15 protein-coding genes and 4 pseudogenes are annotated in these 17,489 nt (G+C 58.6%); 13 read left to right on the forward strand and 6 right to left on the reverse strand.

The genetic code is table 11. The features are described 5' to 3' along the window. Positions 1–112: 112 nt before the first annotated feature. Positions 113–280: a hypothetical protein gene (locus tag ABTV22_RS10970; protein ID WP_433740107.1), complete on the reverse strand. Its 168-nt coding sequence runs from the start codon at positions 278–280 to the stop codon at positions 113–115. Here ABTV22_RS10970 and icd point away from each other — a divergent pair. After that, positions 279–1,535, forward strand: coding sequence for an NADP-dependent isocitrate dehydrogenase (gene icd / locus ABTV22_RS10975; protein ID WP_433740109.1), 1,257 nt, complete (start codon positions 279–281; stop codon positions 1,533–1,535). The genes ABTV22_RS10970 and icd overlap by 2 nt on opposite strands. 81 nt (positions 1,536–1,616) lie before the next feature. Here icd and cspD read toward each other — a convergent pair whose 3' ends face one another. After that, positions 1,617–1,895, reverse strand: a complete 279-nt coding sequence (gene cspD, locus ABTV22_RS10980; protein WP_433740111.1) for a cold shock domain-containing protein CspD — start codon at positions 1,893–1,895, stop codon at positions 1,617–1,619. Between the two features lie 223 nt (positions 1,896–2,118). Here cspD and clpS point away from each other — a divergent pair, with 223 nt between their 5' ends. From clpS to clpA (ABTV22_RS11010), 6 genes and pseudogenes are all read left to right on the forward strand, one after another. Beyond that, positions 2,119–2,481: an ATP-dependent Clp protease adapter ClpS gene (gene clpS, locus ABTV22_RS10985; RefSeq protein WP_015094394.1), complete on the forward strand. Its 363-nt coding sequence runs from the start codon at positions 2,119–2,121 to the stop codon at positions 2,479–2,481. 30 nt (positions 2,482–2,511) lie between these two features. Beyond that, positions 2,512–4,782 carry an ATP-dependent Clp protease ATP-binding subunit ClpA gene (clpA, locus tag ABTV22_RS10990; protein ID WP_433740113.1) on the forward strand — a complete coding sequence of 757 codons (2,271 nt, stop codon included), beginning with the start codon at positions 2,512–2,514 and terminating at the stop codon, positions 4,780–4,782. 229 nt (positions 4,783–5,011) lie between these two features. Beyond that, a pseudogene (locus ABTV22_RS10995) lies at positions 5,012–5,173 on the forward strand (hypothetical protein); the annotation flags it as partial. A 153-nt stretch (positions 5,174–5,326) separates the two neighbouring features. Next, positions 5,327–5,572: pseudogene (gene clpA, locus ABTV22_RS11000) on the forward strand (ATP-dependent Clp protease ATP-binding subunit ClpA); the annotation flags it as partial. Positions 5,573–5,749: 177 nt separating this feature from the next. Continuing rightward, a pseudogene (locus ABTV22_RS11005) lies at positions 5,750–5,969 on the forward strand (hypothetical protein); the annotation flags it as partial. A 153-nt stretch (positions 5,970–6,122) separates the two neighbouring features. Beyond that, positions 6,123–6,367 (forward strand): annotated as a pseudogene (gene clpA, locus ABTV22_RS11010) (ATP-dependent Clp protease ATP-binding subunit ClpA); the annotation flags it as partial. A gap of 246 nt (positions 6,368–6,613) precedes the next feature. On the opposite strand, the gene infA reads toward clpA (ABTV22_RS11010), so the two are convergent. The 4 genes from infA to trxB all read right to left on the reverse strand — a co-directional run bounded on the left by infA (position 6,614) and on the right by trxB (position 9,423). Beyond that, on the reverse strand, positions 6,614–6,832 hold the full coding sequence (infA, locus tag ABTV22_RS11015; protein ID WP_002553999.1) for a translation initiation factor IF-1: 219 nt from the start codon (positions 6,830–6,832) through the stop codon (positions 6,614–6,616). A 111-nt stretch (positions 6,833–6,943) separates the two neighbouring features. After that, positions 6,944–7,651: an arginyltransferase gene (locus ABTV22_RS11020; protein WP_095192702.1), complete on the reverse strand. Its 708-nt coding sequence runs from the start codon at positions 7,649–7,651 to the stop codon at positions 6,944–6,946. Positions 7,652–7,719: 68 nt separating this feature from the next. Beyond that, positions 7,720–8,400, reverse strand: coding sequence for a leucyl/phenylalanyl-tRNA--protein transferase (gene aat / locus ABTV22_RS11025; RefSeq protein WP_433740115.1), 681 nt, complete (start codon positions 8,398–8,400; stop codon positions 7,720–7,722). A gap of 63 nt (positions 8,401–8,463) precedes the next feature. Next, positions 8,464–9,423 carry a thioredoxin-disulfide reductase gene (gene trxB / locus ABTV22_RS11030; RefSeq protein ID WP_433740117.1) on the reverse strand — a complete coding sequence of 320 codons (960 nt, stop codon included), beginning with the start codon at positions 9,421–9,423 and terminating at the stop codon, positions 8,464–8,466. Between the two features lie 320 nt (positions 9,424–9,743). Here trxB and ABTV22_RS11035 point away from each other — a divergent pair, with 320 nt between their 5' ends. The 6 genes from ABTV22_RS11035 (at position 9,744) to cysG (ending at position 17,436) form a co-directional block, all read left to right on the forward strand. Then, on the forward strand, positions 9,744–12,152 hold the full coding sequence (locus ABTV22_RS11035) for a DNA translocase FtsK (protein ID WP_433740119.1): 2,409 nt from the start codon (positions 9,744–9,746) through the stop codon (positions 12,150–12,152). A gap of 67 nt (positions 12,153–12,219) precedes the next feature. Further along, positions 12,220–12,843: an outer membrane lipoprotein chaperone LolA gene (lolA, locus tag ABTV22_RS11040; protein WP_433740121.1), complete on the forward strand. Its 624-nt coding sequence runs from the start codon at positions 12,220–12,222 to the stop codon at positions 12,841–12,843. 205 nt (positions 12,844–13,048) lie between these two features. Further along, positions 13,049–14,371, forward strand: a complete 1,323-nt coding sequence (locus ABTV22_RS11045; protein ID WP_433740123.1) for a replication-associated recombination protein A — start codon at positions 13,049–13,051, stop codon at positions 14,369–14,371. After that, positions 14,371–14,745: a fluoride efflux transporter CrcB gene (gene crcB / locus ABTV22_RS11050; RefSeq protein WP_433740125.1), complete on the forward strand. Its 375-nt coding sequence runs from the start codon at positions 14,371–14,373 to the stop codon at positions 14,743–14,745. Before ABTV22_RS11045 ends, crcB begins: the two co-directional genes overlap by 1 nt. 15 nt (positions 14,746–14,760) lie before the next feature. Then, positions 14,761–16,041 carry a serine--tRNA ligase gene (gene serS, locus ABTV22_RS11055; RefSeq protein WP_433740127.1) on the forward strand — a complete coding sequence of 427 codons (1,281 nt, stop codon included), beginning with the start codon at positions 14,761–14,763 and terminating at the stop codon, positions 16,039–16,041. Further along, on the forward strand, positions 16,042–17,436 hold the full coding sequence (gene cysG / locus ABTV22_RS11060) for a siroheme synthase CysG (protein WP_433740129.1): 1,395 nt from the start codon (positions 16,042–16,044) through the stop codon (positions 17,434–17,436). Positions 17,437–17,489: the final 53 nt, after the last annotated feature.

Below are 17,489 nucleotides of genomic sequence, written 5' to 3' on the forward strand. Positions count from 1 at the left end.
CTGTGGTCAGCGGGCGGCATTATACATAGGTAGCTGGCAATCTGCCGATGGTTCATGTGAATCGATTCTCGTCCATTGGTCTAAAGGTCGCAGGGACGCATCGGGCCCCGAGTCATTCGTCGTGCTGGAGTTTGGCGTTTTTCCCTTTGCTTTCAGGCTTGTAGCTCAGCTGTTTCATGGCTTTGCGGAAGATCAATGGAACATAGGGTTTGCGCGCCGATTTAACTGGGTTACGCTCGAACCAAGCCAGATGTTCAATCCAATCAATGGAGTTCAGCATGGGTTACAAGAAGATTCAGGTTCCAGCCGTCGGCGAAAAAATCACCGTCAACGCCGACCATTCTCTTAATGTTCCTGATAATCCGATCATTCCGTTCATTGAAGGCGACGGCATTGGCGTCGACGTCAGTCCCGTGATGATCAAAGTGGTTGATGCTGCCGTGCAAAAAGCCTATGGGGGCAAGCGCAAGATTTCCTGGATGGAGGTCTATGCCGGTGAGAAAGCCACCCAAGTCTACGACCAGGACACCTGGCTGCCTCAGGAAACCCTGGATGCCGTGAAAGATTACGTTGTCTCCATCAAGGGGCCGCTGACCACGCCGGTCGGTGGCGGTATCCGCTCGCTCAACGTTGCCCTGCGCCAACAGTTGGACTTGTACGTCTGCCTGCGGCCAGTGGTGTGGTTCGACGGCGTGCCTAGCCCGGTGAAAAAGCCTGGCGACGTCGACATGGTGATCTTCCGCGAGAACTCCGAAGACATCTATGCCGGTATCGAATGGAAGGCCGGTTCCCCTGAAGCCACTAAAGTCATCAAGTTCCTGAAAGAAGAAATGGGTGTCACCAAGATCCGTTTCGATCAGGACTGCGGTATCGGTATCAAGCCGGTATCCAAGGAAGGCACCAAGCGTCTGGTGCGCAAGGCCCTGCAGTACGTCGTGGATAACGACCGCAAGTCGCTGACCATCGTGCACAAGGGCAACATCATGAAATTCACCGAAGGTGCCTTCAAGGACTGGGGTTATGAGGTGGCGAAGGAAGAGTTCGGCGCCGAGCTGCTCGACGGCGGTCCGTGGATGAAGTTCAAGAACCCGAAAACCGGTCGCGAAGTCATCGTCAAGGATGCCATCGCCGACGCCATGCTCCAGCAGATCCTGCTGCGCCCGGCCGAATACGATGTGATCGCGACCCTCAACCTGAACGGTGACTACCTTTCCGATGCCCTGGCGGCGGAAGTGGGGGGTATCGGTATCGCGCCGGGTGCGAACCTGTCCGACACCGTGGCCATGTTCGAGGCTACCCACGGCACCGCGCCGAAATATGCCGGCAAGGACCAGGTCAACCCGGGCTCGGTGATCCTCTCTGCGGAGATGATGTTGCGTCACCTGGGCTGGACCGAGGCGGCGGACCTGATCATCAAAGGCACCAACGGCGCGATCAAGGCCAAGACCGTGACCTACGACTTCGAGCGTTTGATGGAGGGCGCCACGTTGGTTTCGTCTTCCGGGTTCGGTGAGGCGTTGATCAAACACATGTAAGCAACCGGCAGGCGTACAAAAACCGCCCGATTCAAGTGATTGAGTCGGGCGGTTTTTTTATGACTGGATGACGGTGCGGATTTAAGCCGTCACGGTCTGTTGCGTAGCGGGTGTCGTGGCTTTCGAGGCATCCACAGGGGCGCCGATGTTGACGGCATGCAGGCCTTTTGGCCCCTGGATGATATCGAAGACGACGGCTTGTCCGGCCTTCAGGGTTTTATAACCTTCCATTTGAATGGCCGAGTAGTGAGCAAACAAGTCTTCTGTTTTGCCGTCCTCGTTGATGAAACCGTATCCCTTGGCGTTGTTGAACCATTTCACCTTGCCGCTGACCGTGCCTCTGACCTTGTCGCCTGACATACCAACTCCCTCTGCAACAGACTCCATCACTGGAGTATCATCCAGTTCATCCGCAGTCACTTCTTCGAAAAAAGTTGACTCCGCGGACCTTTTTTACCCACTGTGGGCTCTATTGGTTGTAACACCGTTTTGCCGATAGTCAAGGTGACCCGGCACTCGGAGTTGAAATCGTTAATAGGTGCCCCCACCACTGTATTCGCACAACTGACGAACCTTTCTTTCCATGCATGCAATCAGCCAGATTCGACTAACATTCAATCAGGATCGCCCTGATTTACACGACGACGATTCCGCAGGCATTGCTGTTCAGGAGGCTAAGCCTGCTTTACAGGCGCCGCCGATGTACAAGGTGGTTTTGTTTAATGATGACTACACACCGATGGATTTCGTCGTCGAAGTGCTCGAGGTGTTTTTTAACCTGAATCGCGAGCTGGCGACCAAGGTCATGCTGGCCGTCCATACAGAAGGACGGGCAGTATGTGGAGTGTTTACCCGCGACATCGCCGAGACCAAGGCCATGCAGGTCAACCAGTACGCTAGGGAAAGCCAGCATCCGCTACTCTGTGAAATCGAGAAGGACGGTTAATCGCCGGACACTTGGGTATGAGGTGAAGCTATGTTAAACCGCGAGCTCGAAGTCACCCTCAATCTTGCCTTCAAGGAGGCCCGTTCGAAACGTCATGAATTCATGACCGTCGAACATCTTCTGCTGGCCCTATTGGACAATGAGGCTGCCGCCACCGTTTTGCGTGCGTGCGGTGCAAACCTCGACAAACTCAAGCACGACCTGCAGGAGTTCATTGACTCCACCACGCCATTGATCCCCATTCATGACGAGGACCGTGAAACCCAGCCAACCCTGGGCTTCCAGCGTGTCCTGCAGCGTGCTGTGTTTCACGTACAGAGCTCGGGCAAACGCGAAGTGACTGGTGCCAACGTGCTGGTCGCGATCTTCAGTGAGCAAGAGAGTCAGGCAGTGTTCCTGCTGAAACAGCAGAGCGTTGCCCGTATCGATGTTGTCAATTACATCGCCCACGGTATCTCCAAGGTGCCAGGGCACGGTGATCACTCCGAGGGTGAGCAAGATATGCAGGACGACGAGGGCGGTGAGTCTTCTTCTTCAGGCAATCCTCTGGATGCATATGCCAGTAACCTCAACGAACTCGCGCGTCAGGGTCGTATCGATCCATTGGTAGGCCGCGAGCTGGAAGTCGAGCGTGTCGCGCAGATCCTGGCGCGTCGTCGCAAGAACAATCCGCTGCTGGTGGGCGAGGCGGGCGTGGGTAAAACTGCGATTGCCGAAGGCCTGGCCAAGCGCATTGTCGACAACCAAGTGCCGGACCTGCTGGCCAACAGTGTCGTCTACTCCCTTGATCTGGGGGCATTGCTTGCAGGTACCAAGTATCGCGGTGATTTCGAGAAGCGCTTCAAGGCGTTGCTCAACGAACTGAAAAAACGTCCGCAGGCGATTCTGTTCATCGACGAGATCCACACCATCATTGGTGCGGGTGCTGCGTCCGGTGGTGTCATGGATGCCTCGAACCTGCTCAAGCCGCTGCTGTCGTCCGGTGACATCCGGTGCATTGGCTCGACTACCTTCCAGGAATTCCGTGGGATTTTCGAGAAGGATCGTGCCCTGGCGCGACGCTTCCAGAAGGTCGATGTGTCGGAGCCTTCGGTGGAGGATACCGTCGGTATTCTGCGCGGTCTCAAAGGTCGATTCGAGCAGCATCACAGCATCGAGTACAGCGATGAAGCCCTGCGTGCCGCTGCCGAACTGGCTTCGCGCTACATCAATGACCGGCATATGCCGGACAAGGCCATCGACGTTATCGACGAGGCGGGTGCCTTCCAGCGCCTGCAGCCGGTCGAGAAGCGTGTAAAACGCATCGAAGTGCCTCAGGTCGAGGACATCGTTGCGAAAATCGCACGGATTCCGCCAAAGCACGTTACGAGCTCCGATAAAGAGCTGCTGCGTAACCTTGAGCGTGACCTGAAGCTGACGGTGTTTGGTCAGGATGCCGCGATCGATTCGCTGGCGACTGCGATCAAGCTGTCCCGCGCCGGTCTCAAGTCGCCAGACAAGCCCGTCGGCTCGTTCCTGTTCGCAGGTCCCACCGGTGTCGGTAAAACCGAAGCGGCGCGGCAACTGGCCAAGGCGTTGGGTGTCGAGTTGGTGCGATTCGACATGTCCGAATACATGGAGCGCCACACCGTATCGCGTCTGATCGGTGCGCCTCCAGGTTATGTCGGGTTCGATCAGGGTGGTTTGCTGACCGAAGCCATCACCAAGCAGCCTCATTGCGTGCTGTTGCTCGATGAGATCGAGAAGGCGCATCCGGAAGTCTTCAACCTGCTGTTGCAGGTCATGGACCACGGTACGTTGACCGATAACAACGGGCGCAAAGCGGATTTCCGTAACGTGATCGTCATCATGACGACCAACGCCGGTGCCGAAACCGCAGCGCGTGCGTCGATCGGCTTCACTCTTCAGGATCACTCTTCCGACGCGATGGAAGTGATCAAGAAGAGCTTTACGCCAGAATTCCGCAACCGTCTGGACACCATCATCCAGTTTGGTCGCCTCAGTCATGAGGTCATCAAGAGTGTGGTGGACAAGTTCCTTATCGAACTTCAGGCGCAGCTGGAAGACAAGCGCGTACTGCTGGAAGTCACCGATGCTGCCCGCAGCTGGCTGGCTGCCGGTGGCTACGATGCCATGATGGGGGCTCGCCCCATGGCTCGCCTGATTCAGGACAAGATCAAGCGTCCACTGGCGGAGGAGATTCTGTTTGGTGAGCTGGCCGAACATGGCGGTGTGGTGCACATCGATATCAAGGACGGCGAACTGACCTTCGAGTTCGAGACCACGGCCGAAATGGCCTGACGTTATCGCAGCAAAACAAAAAGGCGCCGTTTGGCGCCTTTTTGCTGCCTGCCAAATTTTAAAGGGTTACGCAAACCCTGTAGGAGCCGAGCTTGCTCGCGATGGCGGCCTAACTATCGACATCAATGTTGAATGTCAGTCAGTCATCGCGAGCAAGCTCAGCTCCTACAAGGGCTTCGGCGTGACTTGCTGGAAGTCACCGATGCGGTGGTTAAGATGCCATGATGGGGGGGCTCGCCCCATGGCTCGCCTGATCCAGGACAAGATCAAGCGTCCACTGGCGGAGGAAATTCTGTTTGGCGAGCTGGCCGAACATGGCGGTGTGGTGCACATCGATATCAAGGACGGCGAACTGACCTTCGAGTTCGAGACCACGGCCGAAATGGCCTGACGTTATCGCAGCAAAACAAAAAGGCGCCGTTTGGCGCCTTTTTGCTGCCTGCCAAATGTTGATGCGTCACGCCTACCCTGTAGGAGCCGAGCTTGCTCGCGATGGCGGCCTAACTATCGACATCAATGTTGAATGCCAGCCAGTCATCGCGAGCAAGCTCAGCTCCTACAAGGGTTTCGGCGTGACTTGCTGGAAGTCACCGATGCTGCCCGCAGCTGGCTACGATGCCATGATGGGGGGGCTCGCCCCATGGCTCGCTTGATTCAGGACAAGATCAAGCGTCCACTGGCGGAGGAGATTCTCTTTGGCGGGCTGGCCGAACATGGCGGTGTGGTGCGCATCGATATCAAGGACGGCGAACTGACCTTCGAGTTCGAGACCACGGCCGAAATGGCCTGACGTTATCGCAGCAAAACAAAAAGGCGCCGTTTGGCGCCTTTTTGCTGCCTGCCAAATTTTAAAGGGTTACGCAAATCCTGTAGGAGCCGAGCTTGCTCGCGATGGCGGCCTAACTATCGACATCAATGTTGAATGCCCGTCAGTCATCGCGAGCAAGCTCAGGTCCTACAAGGGCTTCGGCGTGACTTGCTGGAAGTCACCGATGCTGCCCGCAGCTGGCTACGATGCCATGATGGGGGCTCGCCCCATGGCTCGCCTGATTCAGGACAAGATCAAGCGTCCACTGGCGGAGGAGATTCTGTTTGGTGAGCTGGCCGAACATGGCGGTGTGGTGCACATCGATATCAAGGACGGCGAACTGACCTTCGAGTTCGAGACCACGGCCGAAATGGCCTGACGTTATCGCAGCAAAACAAAAAGGCGCCGTTTGGCGCCTTTTTGCTGCCTGCCAAATGTTGATGCGTCACGCCTACCCTGTAGGAGCCGAGCTTGCTCGCGATGGCGGCCTAACTATCGACATCAATGTTGAATGCCAGCCAGTCATCGCGAGCAAGCTCAGCTCCTACAAGGGTTTCGGCGTGACTTGCTGGAAGTCACCGATGCTGCCCGCAGCTGGCTACGATGCCATGATGGGGGGCTCGCCCCATGGCTCGCCTGATTCAGGACAAGATCAAGCGTCCACTGGCGGAGGAGATTCTCTTTGGCGAGCTGGCCGAGCATGGCGGTGTGGTGCACATCGATATCAAGGACGGCGAACTGACCTTCGAGTTCGAGACCACGGCCGAAATGGCCTGACGTTATCGCAGCAAAACAAAAAGGCGCCGTTTGGCGCCTTTTTGCTGTCTGCCAAATTTTAAAGGGTTACGCAAACCCTGTAGGAGCCGAGCTTGCTCGCGATGGCGGCCTAACTATCGACATCAATGTTGAATGTCAGTCAGTCATCGCGAGCAAGCTCAGCTCCTACAAGGGTTTCGGCGTGCCCCGCAAATCCCGGGCAAACAAAAACGCCCGGCATAAGCCGGGCGTCTTGTATTGACCTGATTAGCGAGCGCGGTAGGTGATGCGCCCTTTGCTCAAGTCATAGGGCGTCAGCTCGACGCGCACTTTGTCGCCGGTAAGAATACGAATGTAGTTCTTGCGCATCTTGCCGGAGATGTGCGCGGTTACGACGTGCCCATTTTCCAACTCCACGCGAAACATGGTGTTGGGCAGGGTGTCGACGACAGTGCCTTCCATTTCGAAGCTGTCTTCTTTCGACATGCAGTAAAGCCCTCGGTGTCCAGTGAATGGCCCGGTGCAACTGCGCCAGGCAAAAGCGGCGTGCATTGTGCCCGAAAAGTGGGGTTCAAGCCAAGGGGTTTAGGGTGTGCTCTAGTTCAGAACGACCCAGCGCTGGTTGACCAGCAGTTCAATGGGGCGATATTGGGTCTTGTAGCTCATTTTTTTGCAGTTTTTGATCCAGTAGCCCAGGTAGACCGCATCCAGGCCCAGCCGGCGGGCCTCGGCGATTTGCCAGAGAATGGCGTAACGCCCCAGGCTACGGCGTTCTTCGTCGGGTTCGTAAAAGGTATAGACCGCCGAAAGACCGTTCGGCAGAAGGTCGGTGACAGCAATCGCCAGCAGCCGACCGTCGAGGCGAAATTCGTAGAACCGTGAAAACGGCAGGTCGCGTACCAGGAACGTCGAAAACTGATCGCGACTGGGCGGGTACATGTCGCCATCGGCGTGCCGTTCTTCTATATAGCGCTGGTAAAGATCGAAGTACTCTTCGCTGAAGCCTGGCTTGGCTGGGCGTACCTGCAAGTCGGCGTTGCGTTTGAAAATGCGTTTCTGCTGACGATTGGGCGTGAATTGCGCCACAGGGATGCGCGCCGGCACACAGGCATTGCAGTTCTGGCAGTGGGGTCGATACAGGTGGTCGCCACTGCGACGAAAACCCATTTCCGACAGGTCTGCATAGACATGCACGTCCATGGGCTGGCTAGGGTCGAGGAACAGGGTCGTCGCCTGCTCCTCAGGCAGATAGCTGCAAGAATGGGGCTGAGTGGCATAAAACTTCAAACGCGCCAACTCGGTCATGATCAACCCTCGGATAAGCTTTTGATTAGGGGGCGTCTCTAAGTGTAAGCCACGCGAGCAAAAGGCGCTCAGCAAACCCAGGTCGCGCGGCTGGGCTGGTCCAGATACTGTGCCAGGTAGCCGGCAAACGCGCTGCGGGGAATCGATCGCGCACCCAGGCTGTGCAGATGATCGGTAGGCATCTGGCAGTCGATCAGCACAAAACCCGAGTCTTTCAGATGTCGTACCAGCATGGCAAAGCCGTATTTGGAGGCATTGTCGGCGCGGCTGAACATGGACTCGCCGAAAAACAGCCGGCCCATGGCCAGTCCATACAACCCGCCGACCAGTGTGCCCTGGTCCCAGACTTCCACGGAATGTGCGTAACCGCGCTTATGCAACGCCAGATAAGCATCCTGCATCGCTTCGGTGATCCAGGTGCCGTCGGCGTATTCCCTGGGGGCGGCGCAGGCGTGGATAACTGCGGCAAAATCCCGGTCGAAGGTCACTTGATAGCGTTGTTGGCGCAGCAACTTGTTCAGGCTGCGGGAAACGTGCAGTTCGTCGGGAAACAGCACGGTGCGCGGATCCGGCGACCACCAGAGGATTGGCTGGCCTTCCGAGAACCAGGGAAAGCAGCCATGGCGGTAGGCCTGTATCAGTCGATCGGCAGACAGATCGCCACCAGCGGCCAGCAGGCCGTTGGGGTCGCGCATGGCTTTGTCCAGCGGCGGGAAGGTCAGGGAATTGCGTTGTAACCAAGTCAGCATGGCGTCCGGGCTTGCAGAAGGGGAGGGCGGTGACGGGCGCAAGGCCCGCCAACCAGTGTGCCGTTAAACGGCGGGAATGTCGTCGAGGTATTTTTCCGCATCCAGGGCAGCCATGCAGCCGGCTCCGGCGGAAGTCACTGCCTGGCGATAGACGTGATCGGCCACATCGCCGGCGGCAAATACACCGTCGATGGCGGTTGCAGTGGCATTGCCTTCGCTGCCGCCTTTTACCAACAGATAACCATCGCGCATTTCCAGTTGGCCAATGAAGAGGTCGGTGTTGGGTTTATGGCCAATGGCAATGAACACGCCAGCCACCGCCAGTTCCTTGATTTCGCCGGTATGGCTGTCGCGCAGTCGCGCGCCGGTTACGCCGCTGGCATCGCCCAGCACTTCCTCCAGATTCTGGTTCCAATGCAGGCGAATGTTGCCATTGGCGGCCTTGTCGAAAAGTTTGTCCTGGAGAATTTTTTCCGAACGCAGTTTGTCGCGGCGGTGAATCAAGTGAACTTCCTTGGCGATATTCGACAGGTACAGCGCTTCTTCAACCGCGGTATTGCCGCCACCTACGACCGCGACCACTTGGTTGCGATAAAAGAAGCCGTCGCAGGTTGCGCAGGCTGAAACGCCTTTGCCGGCAAATGTCTCTTCCGAGGGCAGCCCCAGGTATTGTGCGGAGGCGCCGGTGGCGATGATCAATGCATCGCAAGTATAAGTACCGCTATCGCCGGTCAACTCGAACGGGCGCTGTTGCAACTTGGCTGTATGGATGTGGTCGTAAACGATCTGTGTGGCGAAGCGCTCGGCGTGTTTTTGCATGCGCTCCATCAGGACCGGGCCAGTGAGACCTTCGACGTCCCCTGGCCAGTTGTCGACTTCGACCGTGGTGGTGAGCTGGCCACCTGCCTGTATGCCGGTGATGACAACGGGTTTGAGGTTGGCGCGGGCGGCATACACGGCTGCGCTGTAACCGGCGGGGCCGGAACCCAGGATGATCAGGCGGTGATGTTGCGCTTCGCTCATAAAAACACCTCATAAGCCTTTGTCACAAAAGAGAATGCATGCTCAAATTGAGTCGCATGTGATGTGCTTTTGACTATGCTACATCCAAGTGCTTCAAGCATGGCATCGGACGGACAAACCCGTACAATGCCCGGTTGTAACAGCGTTTGTAACAATGATTGTAAAAAGAGCAAGGTTGCGTCTCGGGTTTATAAAAGCCTAGGCGCAGTGTTAAAAGTAGACCCGGTTACGCTTGTTAACTTTTTTACCTGCCTGGATTGGGCAGTTTTTTATAGTCAATCAACAGATGGACGCGCCCTTGGCGCAGGAATAGAAGCGTTTTGAAGAAATCCACCGAAGCACCCAAGACAGTCGTTCCGCTCTGGCGCCAGCAATTGCACTACCGCCTCAAGGAAGGTGCATTGATCGCCATCGGTGCGTTGTGCCTGTTCCTGATGATGGCCTTGCTGACCTACGGCAAGGATGACCCGGGCTGGAGTCATAACAGCAAGATCGACGACGTTCAGAACTTCGGCGGGCCGGCGGGCTCCTACAGCGCCGATATCCTGTTCATGGTGCTGGGCTACTTCGCGTATATCTTCCCGTTGCTGCTGGCAATCAAGGCTTATCAGATTTTCCGTCAGCGCCACGAGCCATGGCAGTGGAGTGGTTGGCTGTTTTCCTGGCGCCTGATCGGCCTGGTGTTCCTGGTGCTGTCTGGCGCTGCACTGGCGCATATCCATTTTCATGCCGCGACCGGTCTGCCGGCCGGCGCAGGCGGCGCGCTGGGTGAAAGCCTGGGCGACCTGGCGAAGAACGCGCTGAACATTCAAGGCAGCACATTGCTGTTTATTGCCCTGTTCCTGTTTGGCCTGACGGTGTTCACCGACCTGTCGTGGTTCAAGGTGATGGACATCACCGGCAAGATCACCCTTGACCTGTTCGAACTGTTCCAGGGCGCGGCCAATCGCTGGTGGGCTACCCGCACTGAACGCAAGCAACTGGTCGCGCAATTGCGTGAAGTCGATGATCGCGTCCACGAAGTGGTCGCACCGACCGTGACGGACAAGCGCGAACAGGCCAAGGTCAAGGAGCGCCTGATCGAGCGTGAGCAAGCCCTGAGCAAGCACATGTCCGAGCGCGAGAAGCAGGTGCCGCCGGTCATTGCCCCGGCCCCGGTCAAGCCGGCAGCGCCCAGCAAACGCGTGGAAAAAGAGAAACAGGCACCGCTGTTCGTCGACAGTGCCGTGGAAGGCACCTTGCCGCCGATCTCGATTCTCGACCCCGCGGAAAAGAAACAACTCAATTACTCCCCGGAATCCCTGGCGGCGGTCGGCCATCTGCTGGAAATCAAGCTCAAGGAATTCGGCGTCGAAGTGGCCGTGGATTCGATCCATCCGGGCCCGGTGATTACCCGATACGAAATCCAGCCGGCGGCCGGGGTCAAGGTCAGCCGCATCGCCAACCTTGCCAAGGACTTGGCGCGTTCCCTGGCTGTAACCAGTGTCCGCGTCGTGGAAGTGATTCCAGGCAAGACCACCGTTGGTATCGAGATTCCCAACGAAGACCGGCAGATCGTGCGCTTTTCCGAGGTGCTGTCGACTCCCGAGTACGACAACTTCAAGTCGCCGGTCACCCTGGCCTTGGGGCATGACATCGGTGGCAAACCCGTCATTACTGACCTGGCGAAAATGCCTCACCTGCTCGTGGCCGGTACCACCGGTTCCGGTAAATCGGTGGGGGTGAACGCGATGATCCTGTCGATCCTGTTCAAGTCCGGCCCGGATGACGCCAAGCTGATCATGATCGACCCGAAAATGCTTGAACTGTCGATCTACGAAGGCATTCCGCACCTGCTGTGCCCGGTGGTAACCGACATGAAGGACGCGGCCAATGCCTTGCGCTGGAGCGTTGCCGAAATGGAGCGGCGCTACAAACTGATGGCGAAGATGGGTGTGCGAAACCTGTCGGGCTTCAACGCCAAGGTCAAGGAAGCCATTGACGCAGGCGAGCCGCTGAGCGATCCGCTGTACAAGCGCGAAAGCATCCACGACGAAGCGCCGCTGTTGCAGAAGCTGCCGACCATCGTCGTGGTCGTCGACGAGTTCGCCGACATGATGATGATCGTTGGAAAGAAGGTTGAAGAGCTGATTGCCCGTATCGCCCAGAAAGCGCGGGCGGCCGGTATTCACTTGATCCTCGCGACCCAGCGGCCGTCGGTGGATGTGATCACCGGTCTGATCAAGGCCAACATCCCGACCCGTATGGCATTCCAGGTATCGAGCAAGATCGACTCCCGGACCATTATCGACCAGGGCGGCGCCGAACAGTTGTTGGGCCACGGTGACATGTTGTACATGCCGCCGGGCACCAGCCTGCCGATTCGTGTCCACGGTGCTTTCGTCTCCGATGACGAGGTCCACCGGGTGGTGGAAGCCTGGAAGCTGCGTGGCGCGCCGGAGTATAACGACGACATTCTCAACGGCGTCGAAGAGGCCGGCAGTGGCTTTGAAGGCAGCAGCGGTGGTGGTGACGGTGACGATCCTGAAACCGATGCGCTGTACGACGAAGCGGTGCAGTTCGTCCTGGAAAGCCGTCGTGCGTCGATCTCCGCCGTTCAGCGCAAGCTGAAAATCGGCTACAACCGCGCCGCGCGCATGATCGAAGCCATGGAAATGGCCGGCGTCGTGACGGCCATGAACACCAACGGTTCGCGTGAAGTCCTGGCCCCTGGCCCGGTGCGCGACTGACCCGAAATTGAACGGAGGGCGTCTTCAGGGCGCCACCCGCACTCCCACGAATGTTATGAGGACTCCCATGCGTCTGATCCGCATGCTGTTGCTGCCGGTACTGGCCTTGACCACGCTCCAGGCTAACGCCGATGACAAGGACGTGGCGCGCCTGACCCAATTGCTGGAAAAATCCCAGACCCTGAGCGCACGCTTCTCCCAATTGACCCTTGACGGCTCCGGCACCCAATTGCAGGAAACCGCCGGCCAGATGTCGCTGCAGCGTCCCGGCCTGTTTTACTGGCACACCGATGCGCCTCAGGAGCAACTGGTGGTGTCCGATGGCAACAAGGTCACCCTGTGGGACCCGGATCTGGAGCAAGCGACCATCAAGAAGCTGGACGTGCGCCTGACTCAAACTCCGGCCTTGTTGCTGTCCGGTGATGTGTCCAAGATCAACCAGAGCTTCGACATCAGTTCCAAGGAAGCCGGTGGCGTGATCGACTTCACCCTCAAGCCGAAAACCAAGGACACCCTGTTCGACAGCCTGCGCCTGTCGTTCCGCAATGGCCTGGTCAATGACATGCAACTGATCGACAGCGTCGGCCAGCGCACCAACATTCTGTTTACCGGCGTGAAGGCCAACGAGCCGATCCCGGCGTCCAAATTCAAATTCGACATCCCCAAGGGTGCGGACGTTATCCAAGAGTAACCCCTGTTGGAGCGGGCTTTTGTGGCGAGGGGATTTATCCCCGCTGGGTAGCGCAGCGACCCCAAGACATGCTAGTGCGGTATATCAGGTATTGCGCATGCCATGCTTCGCGACTGCTACGCAGCCGAGCGGGGATAAATCCCCTCGCCACAGGTTCGCGGCAGGCTTGAGAGAGTTGTATTACCCCGAGGTTTCATAAGCAGTGATGGACCTGTTTCGCAGCACCCCGATCGCTCAACCCCTGGCCGCTCGTTTACGCGCGGCCAACCTGGATGAGTACGTCGGTCAGGAACACGTGCTCGCTCGCGGCAAGCCATTGCGCGAAGCCTTGGAGCAGGGTGCCCTGCATTCGATGATTTTCTGGGGACCGCCGGGGGTGGGCAAGACCACGCTGGCGAAGCTGCTGGCGGAAGTCTCCGACGCGCACTTCGAAACGGTGTCGGCGGTGCTCGCGGGGGTCAAGGAAATCCGTCAGGCGGTGGAAATCGCCAAGCAGCAGGCGGCGCAGTACGGCCGACGCACGATCCTGTTTGTCGACGAAGTGCATCGCTTCAACAAGTCCCAACAGGATGCCTTTCTGCCCTATGTCGAAGACGGCACGCTGATTTTCATCGGCGCGACCACGGAAAACCCGTCCTTCGAACTCAACAACGCCTTACTGTCCCGTGCCCGGGTGTACGTGCTCAAAAGCCTCGACGAAACGGCCCTGCGCAAACTGGTGCACCGCGCCCTGACTGAAGAGCGAGGCCTGGGCAAGCGCCACTTGACCCTCAGCGATGAAGGCTTTCAGATGTTGTTGTCGGCTGCCGACGGCGACGGCCGGCGCCTGCTCAATCTGCTGGAAAACGCCTCCGACTTGGCCGAAGACAACAGTGAAATCGGCGTCGATCTGCTGCAGAGCCTGCTGGGCGACACCCGTCGTCGTTTCGATAAGGGCGGCGAAGCCTTCTACGATCAGATTTCCGCGCTGCATAAATCGGTGCGCGGCTCCAATCCCGACGGTGCGTTGTACTGGTTCGCGCGCATGATCGACGGCGGCTGCGATCCTTTGTACCTGGCCCGGCGCGTGGTGCGCATGGCCAGCGAAGACATTGGCAACGCTGATCCACGTGCCTTGAGCCTGTGCCTGGCGGCGTGGGAAGTGCAGGAACGCCTCGGCAGTCCCGAAGGCGAGCTGGCGGTGGCGCAAGCCATTACCTACCTGGCCTGCGCGCCGAAAAGCAATGCCGTGTACATGGGTTTCAAGGCCGCCCTGCGCAGCGCCGCCGAGCATGGCTCGCTGGAAGTGCCGCTGCACCTGCGCAATGCACCGACCAAGCTGATGAAGCAATTGGGTTACGGCGACGAATACCGTTATGCCCACGATGAGCCGGATGCCTACGCCGCCGGTGAAGATTACTTCCCCGAAGAGCTCGAGCCACAACCGTTCTATCAACCGGTGCCCCGTGGCCTGGAGTTGAAAATCGGTGAAAAGCTCAATCATCTTGCGAAACTCGACCGTTTGAGCCCCCGGCAGCGGAGAAAATAGTGATTCCTTTGATTGTTGCGGTTTCCGTTGGCGGGATCGCCGGCACGCTGTTGCGCTTCGCTACCGGCAACTGGATCAACGCGAATTGGCCGCGGCACTTCTATACCGCGACGCTGACCGTTAATATCGTCGGCTGTTTGCTGATCGGCGTTCTATACGGTCTGTTTTTGATTCGTCCGGAGGTGCCGCTCGAGGTGCGTGCCGGGTTGATCGTCGGCTTCCTCGGAGGGCTGACGACTTTTTCATCTTTTTCACTGGATACGGTGCGCCTGCTCGAAAGCGGGCAAGTGCCGCTGGCCATGGGCTATGCGGCGATCAGCGTATTCGGCGGGTTGCTAGCCACCTGGGCTGGCCTATCCTTGACCAAACTTTGATAACGAGAAACCGACATGCTCGATTCCAAACTGTTACGTAGCAACCTTCAGGACGTAGCGGACCGCCTGGCATCCCGTGGCTTTGCCCTGGATGTCGCGCGCATCGAAGCGCTGGAAGAACAGCGCAAGACCGTCCAGACCCGCACCGAAGCATTGCAGGCTGAGCGCAATGCACGTTCCAAGTCCATCGGTCAGGCCAAGCAGCGCGGCGAAGATATCGCGCCGTTGATGGCTGACGTCGAGCGTATGGCGGGCGAATTGGCTGCCGGTAAAACCGAACTGGACGCGATCCAGAGCGAGCTGGATTCGATCCTGTTGGGCATCCCGAACCTGCCGCACGAATCGGTGCCGATCGGTGAAGACGAAGACGGTAACGTCGAAGTGCGCCGCTGGGGCACGCCGACCGCCTTCGATTTCCCGGTACAAGACCACGTGGCCCTGGGCGAGAAATTCGGCTGGCTGGACTTCGAAACCGCCGCCAAGTTGTCCGGCGCGCGTTTCGCTCTGCTGCGCGGCCCGATCGCCCGTCTGCACCGCGCCCTGGCGCAGTTCATGATCAACCTGCACGTCACCGAGCACGGCTACGAAGAGGCCTACACGCCTTATTTGGTTCAGGCTCCGGCGCTGCAAGGCACCGGCCAGCTGCCGAAGTTCGAAGAGGATCTGTTCAAGATCGCTCGCGAAGGTGAAGCCGACTTCTACCTGATCCCGACCGCTGAAGTGTCGCTGACCAACATCGTCGCCGGCGACATCGTCGATTCCAAACTGCTGCCGATCAAGTTTGTCGCCCATACGCCGTGCTTCCGCAGCGAAGCCGGCGCGTCGGGTCGCGATACCCGCGGCATGATTCGCCAGCACCAGTTCGACAAGGTTGAGATGGTGCAGATCGTTGATCCGTCGACCTCGATGGATGCGCTGGAAGGCTTGACCGCCAACGCCGAGAAAGTCCTGCAACTACTGGAACTGCCTTATCGCACCATCGCGCTGTGCACCGGCGACATGGGCTTCAGCGCGGTCAAGACCTACGACCTGGAAGTGTGGATTCCGAGCCAGGACAAATACCGTGAAATTTCGTCGTGCTCCAACTGCGGCGACTTCCAGGCCCGTCGCATGCAAGCGCGTTTCCGCAACCCGGAAACCGGCAAGCCGGAACTGGTACACACCCTGAACGGTTCCGGCCTGGCGGTCGGTCGTACCTTGGTGGCGGTGCTGGAAAACTACCAGCAGGCCGACGGTTCGATCCGTGTGCCTGAGGTATTGAAGCCGTACATGGGTGGCCTCGAGGTCATCGGTTAAATGAAATATCTGCCGCTGTTCCACAACCTGCGCGGCAGTCGTGTGTTGGTCGTCGGTGGGGGGGAAATTGCCTTGCGCAAATCTCGCCTGCTGGCCGATGCCGGTGCGCTACTGCGGGTGGTCGCACCTGAAATCGAACAGCAACTGCGCGAGCTGGTTGCCACCAGCGGTGGCGAGTGTCTGTTGCGTGGCTATGTCGAAGCGGATCTGGACGGTTGCGGGCTGATCATTGCCGCCACCGACGACGAGTCGCTGAACGCACAGGTATCCACTGATGCCCATCGACGTGGCGTGCCGGTCAATGTGGTCGATGCGCCTGCGCTGTGCAGCGTGATTTTCCCGGCGATCGTCGACCGTTCGCCGTTGATCATCGCCGTGTCCAGTGGCGGCGATGCGCCGGTACTGGCGCGCTTGATCCGCGCCAAGATCGAAACCTGGATTCCGTCCACCTACGGTCAACTGGCCGGGTTGGCGGCGCGTTTTCGCCATCAGGTGAAAAAGCTGTTCCCGGATGTGCAGCAACGTCGCGCATTTTGGGAAGACGTGTTCCAGGGCCCGATTGCCGATCGGCAACTGGCCGGGCAGGGGGCCGAAGCTGAACGTTTGCTGCAGGCAAAAGTGGATGGCGAGGCACCGGTGGCTACGGGCGAGGTGTATTTGGTGGGCGCCGGTCCCGGTGATCCGGACCTGCTGACCTTCCGTGCCTTGCGCCTGATGCAACAAGCCGACGTGGTGTTGTATGACCGTCTGGTAGCACCGGCGATTCTGGAGTTGTGCCGTCGCGATGCCGAGCGGGTCTACGTCGGCAAGCGCCGCGCCGATCACGCCGTGCCGCAGGATCAGATCAACCAGCAATTGGTCGACCTGGCCAAGGCGGGCAAGCGCGTGGTGCGTTTGAAGGGCGGCGATCCGTTCATCTTCGGCCGTGGCGGTGAAGAGATCGAGGAACTGGCGGCCCAAGGCATCCCGTTCCAGGTGGTGCCGGGTATTACGGCGGCCAGTGGTTGCGCGGCCTATGCCGGGATTCCGTTGACCCATCGCGATTACGCGCAGTCCGTGCGCTTTGTCACCGGTCACCTCAAGGATGGCTCCACCGATCTGCCATGGGCGGACCTGGTCGCGCCAGCGCAAACCCTGGTCTTCTACATGGGGCTGGTGGGCTTGCCGATCATCTGCGAGCAGCTGATCCAGCACGGTCGCGCCGCCGATACCCCGGCTGCCTTGATCCAGCAGGGCACCACGGTCAATCAGCGGGTCTTTACCGGCACCCTGGCGGACCTGCCACAACTGGTGGCGGAGCATGAAGTGCATGCGCCGACCCTGGTGATCGTTGGTGAAGTGGTGCAACTGCGCGAGAAGCTGGCGTGGTTTGAAGGGGCTCAGGGGCAGGTCTAGAAACCGAGTTGCCCCATTCGCGAGCAGGCTCGCTCCCACAGGGAGATTTGTGA

The sequence above is a fragment of the Pseudomonas putida genome (assembly GCF_050990305.1).
Classification (GTDB): Bacteria; Pseudomonadota; Gammaproteobacteria; order Pseudomonadales; family Pseudomonadaceae; genus Aquipseudomonas; species Aquipseudomonas putida_AH.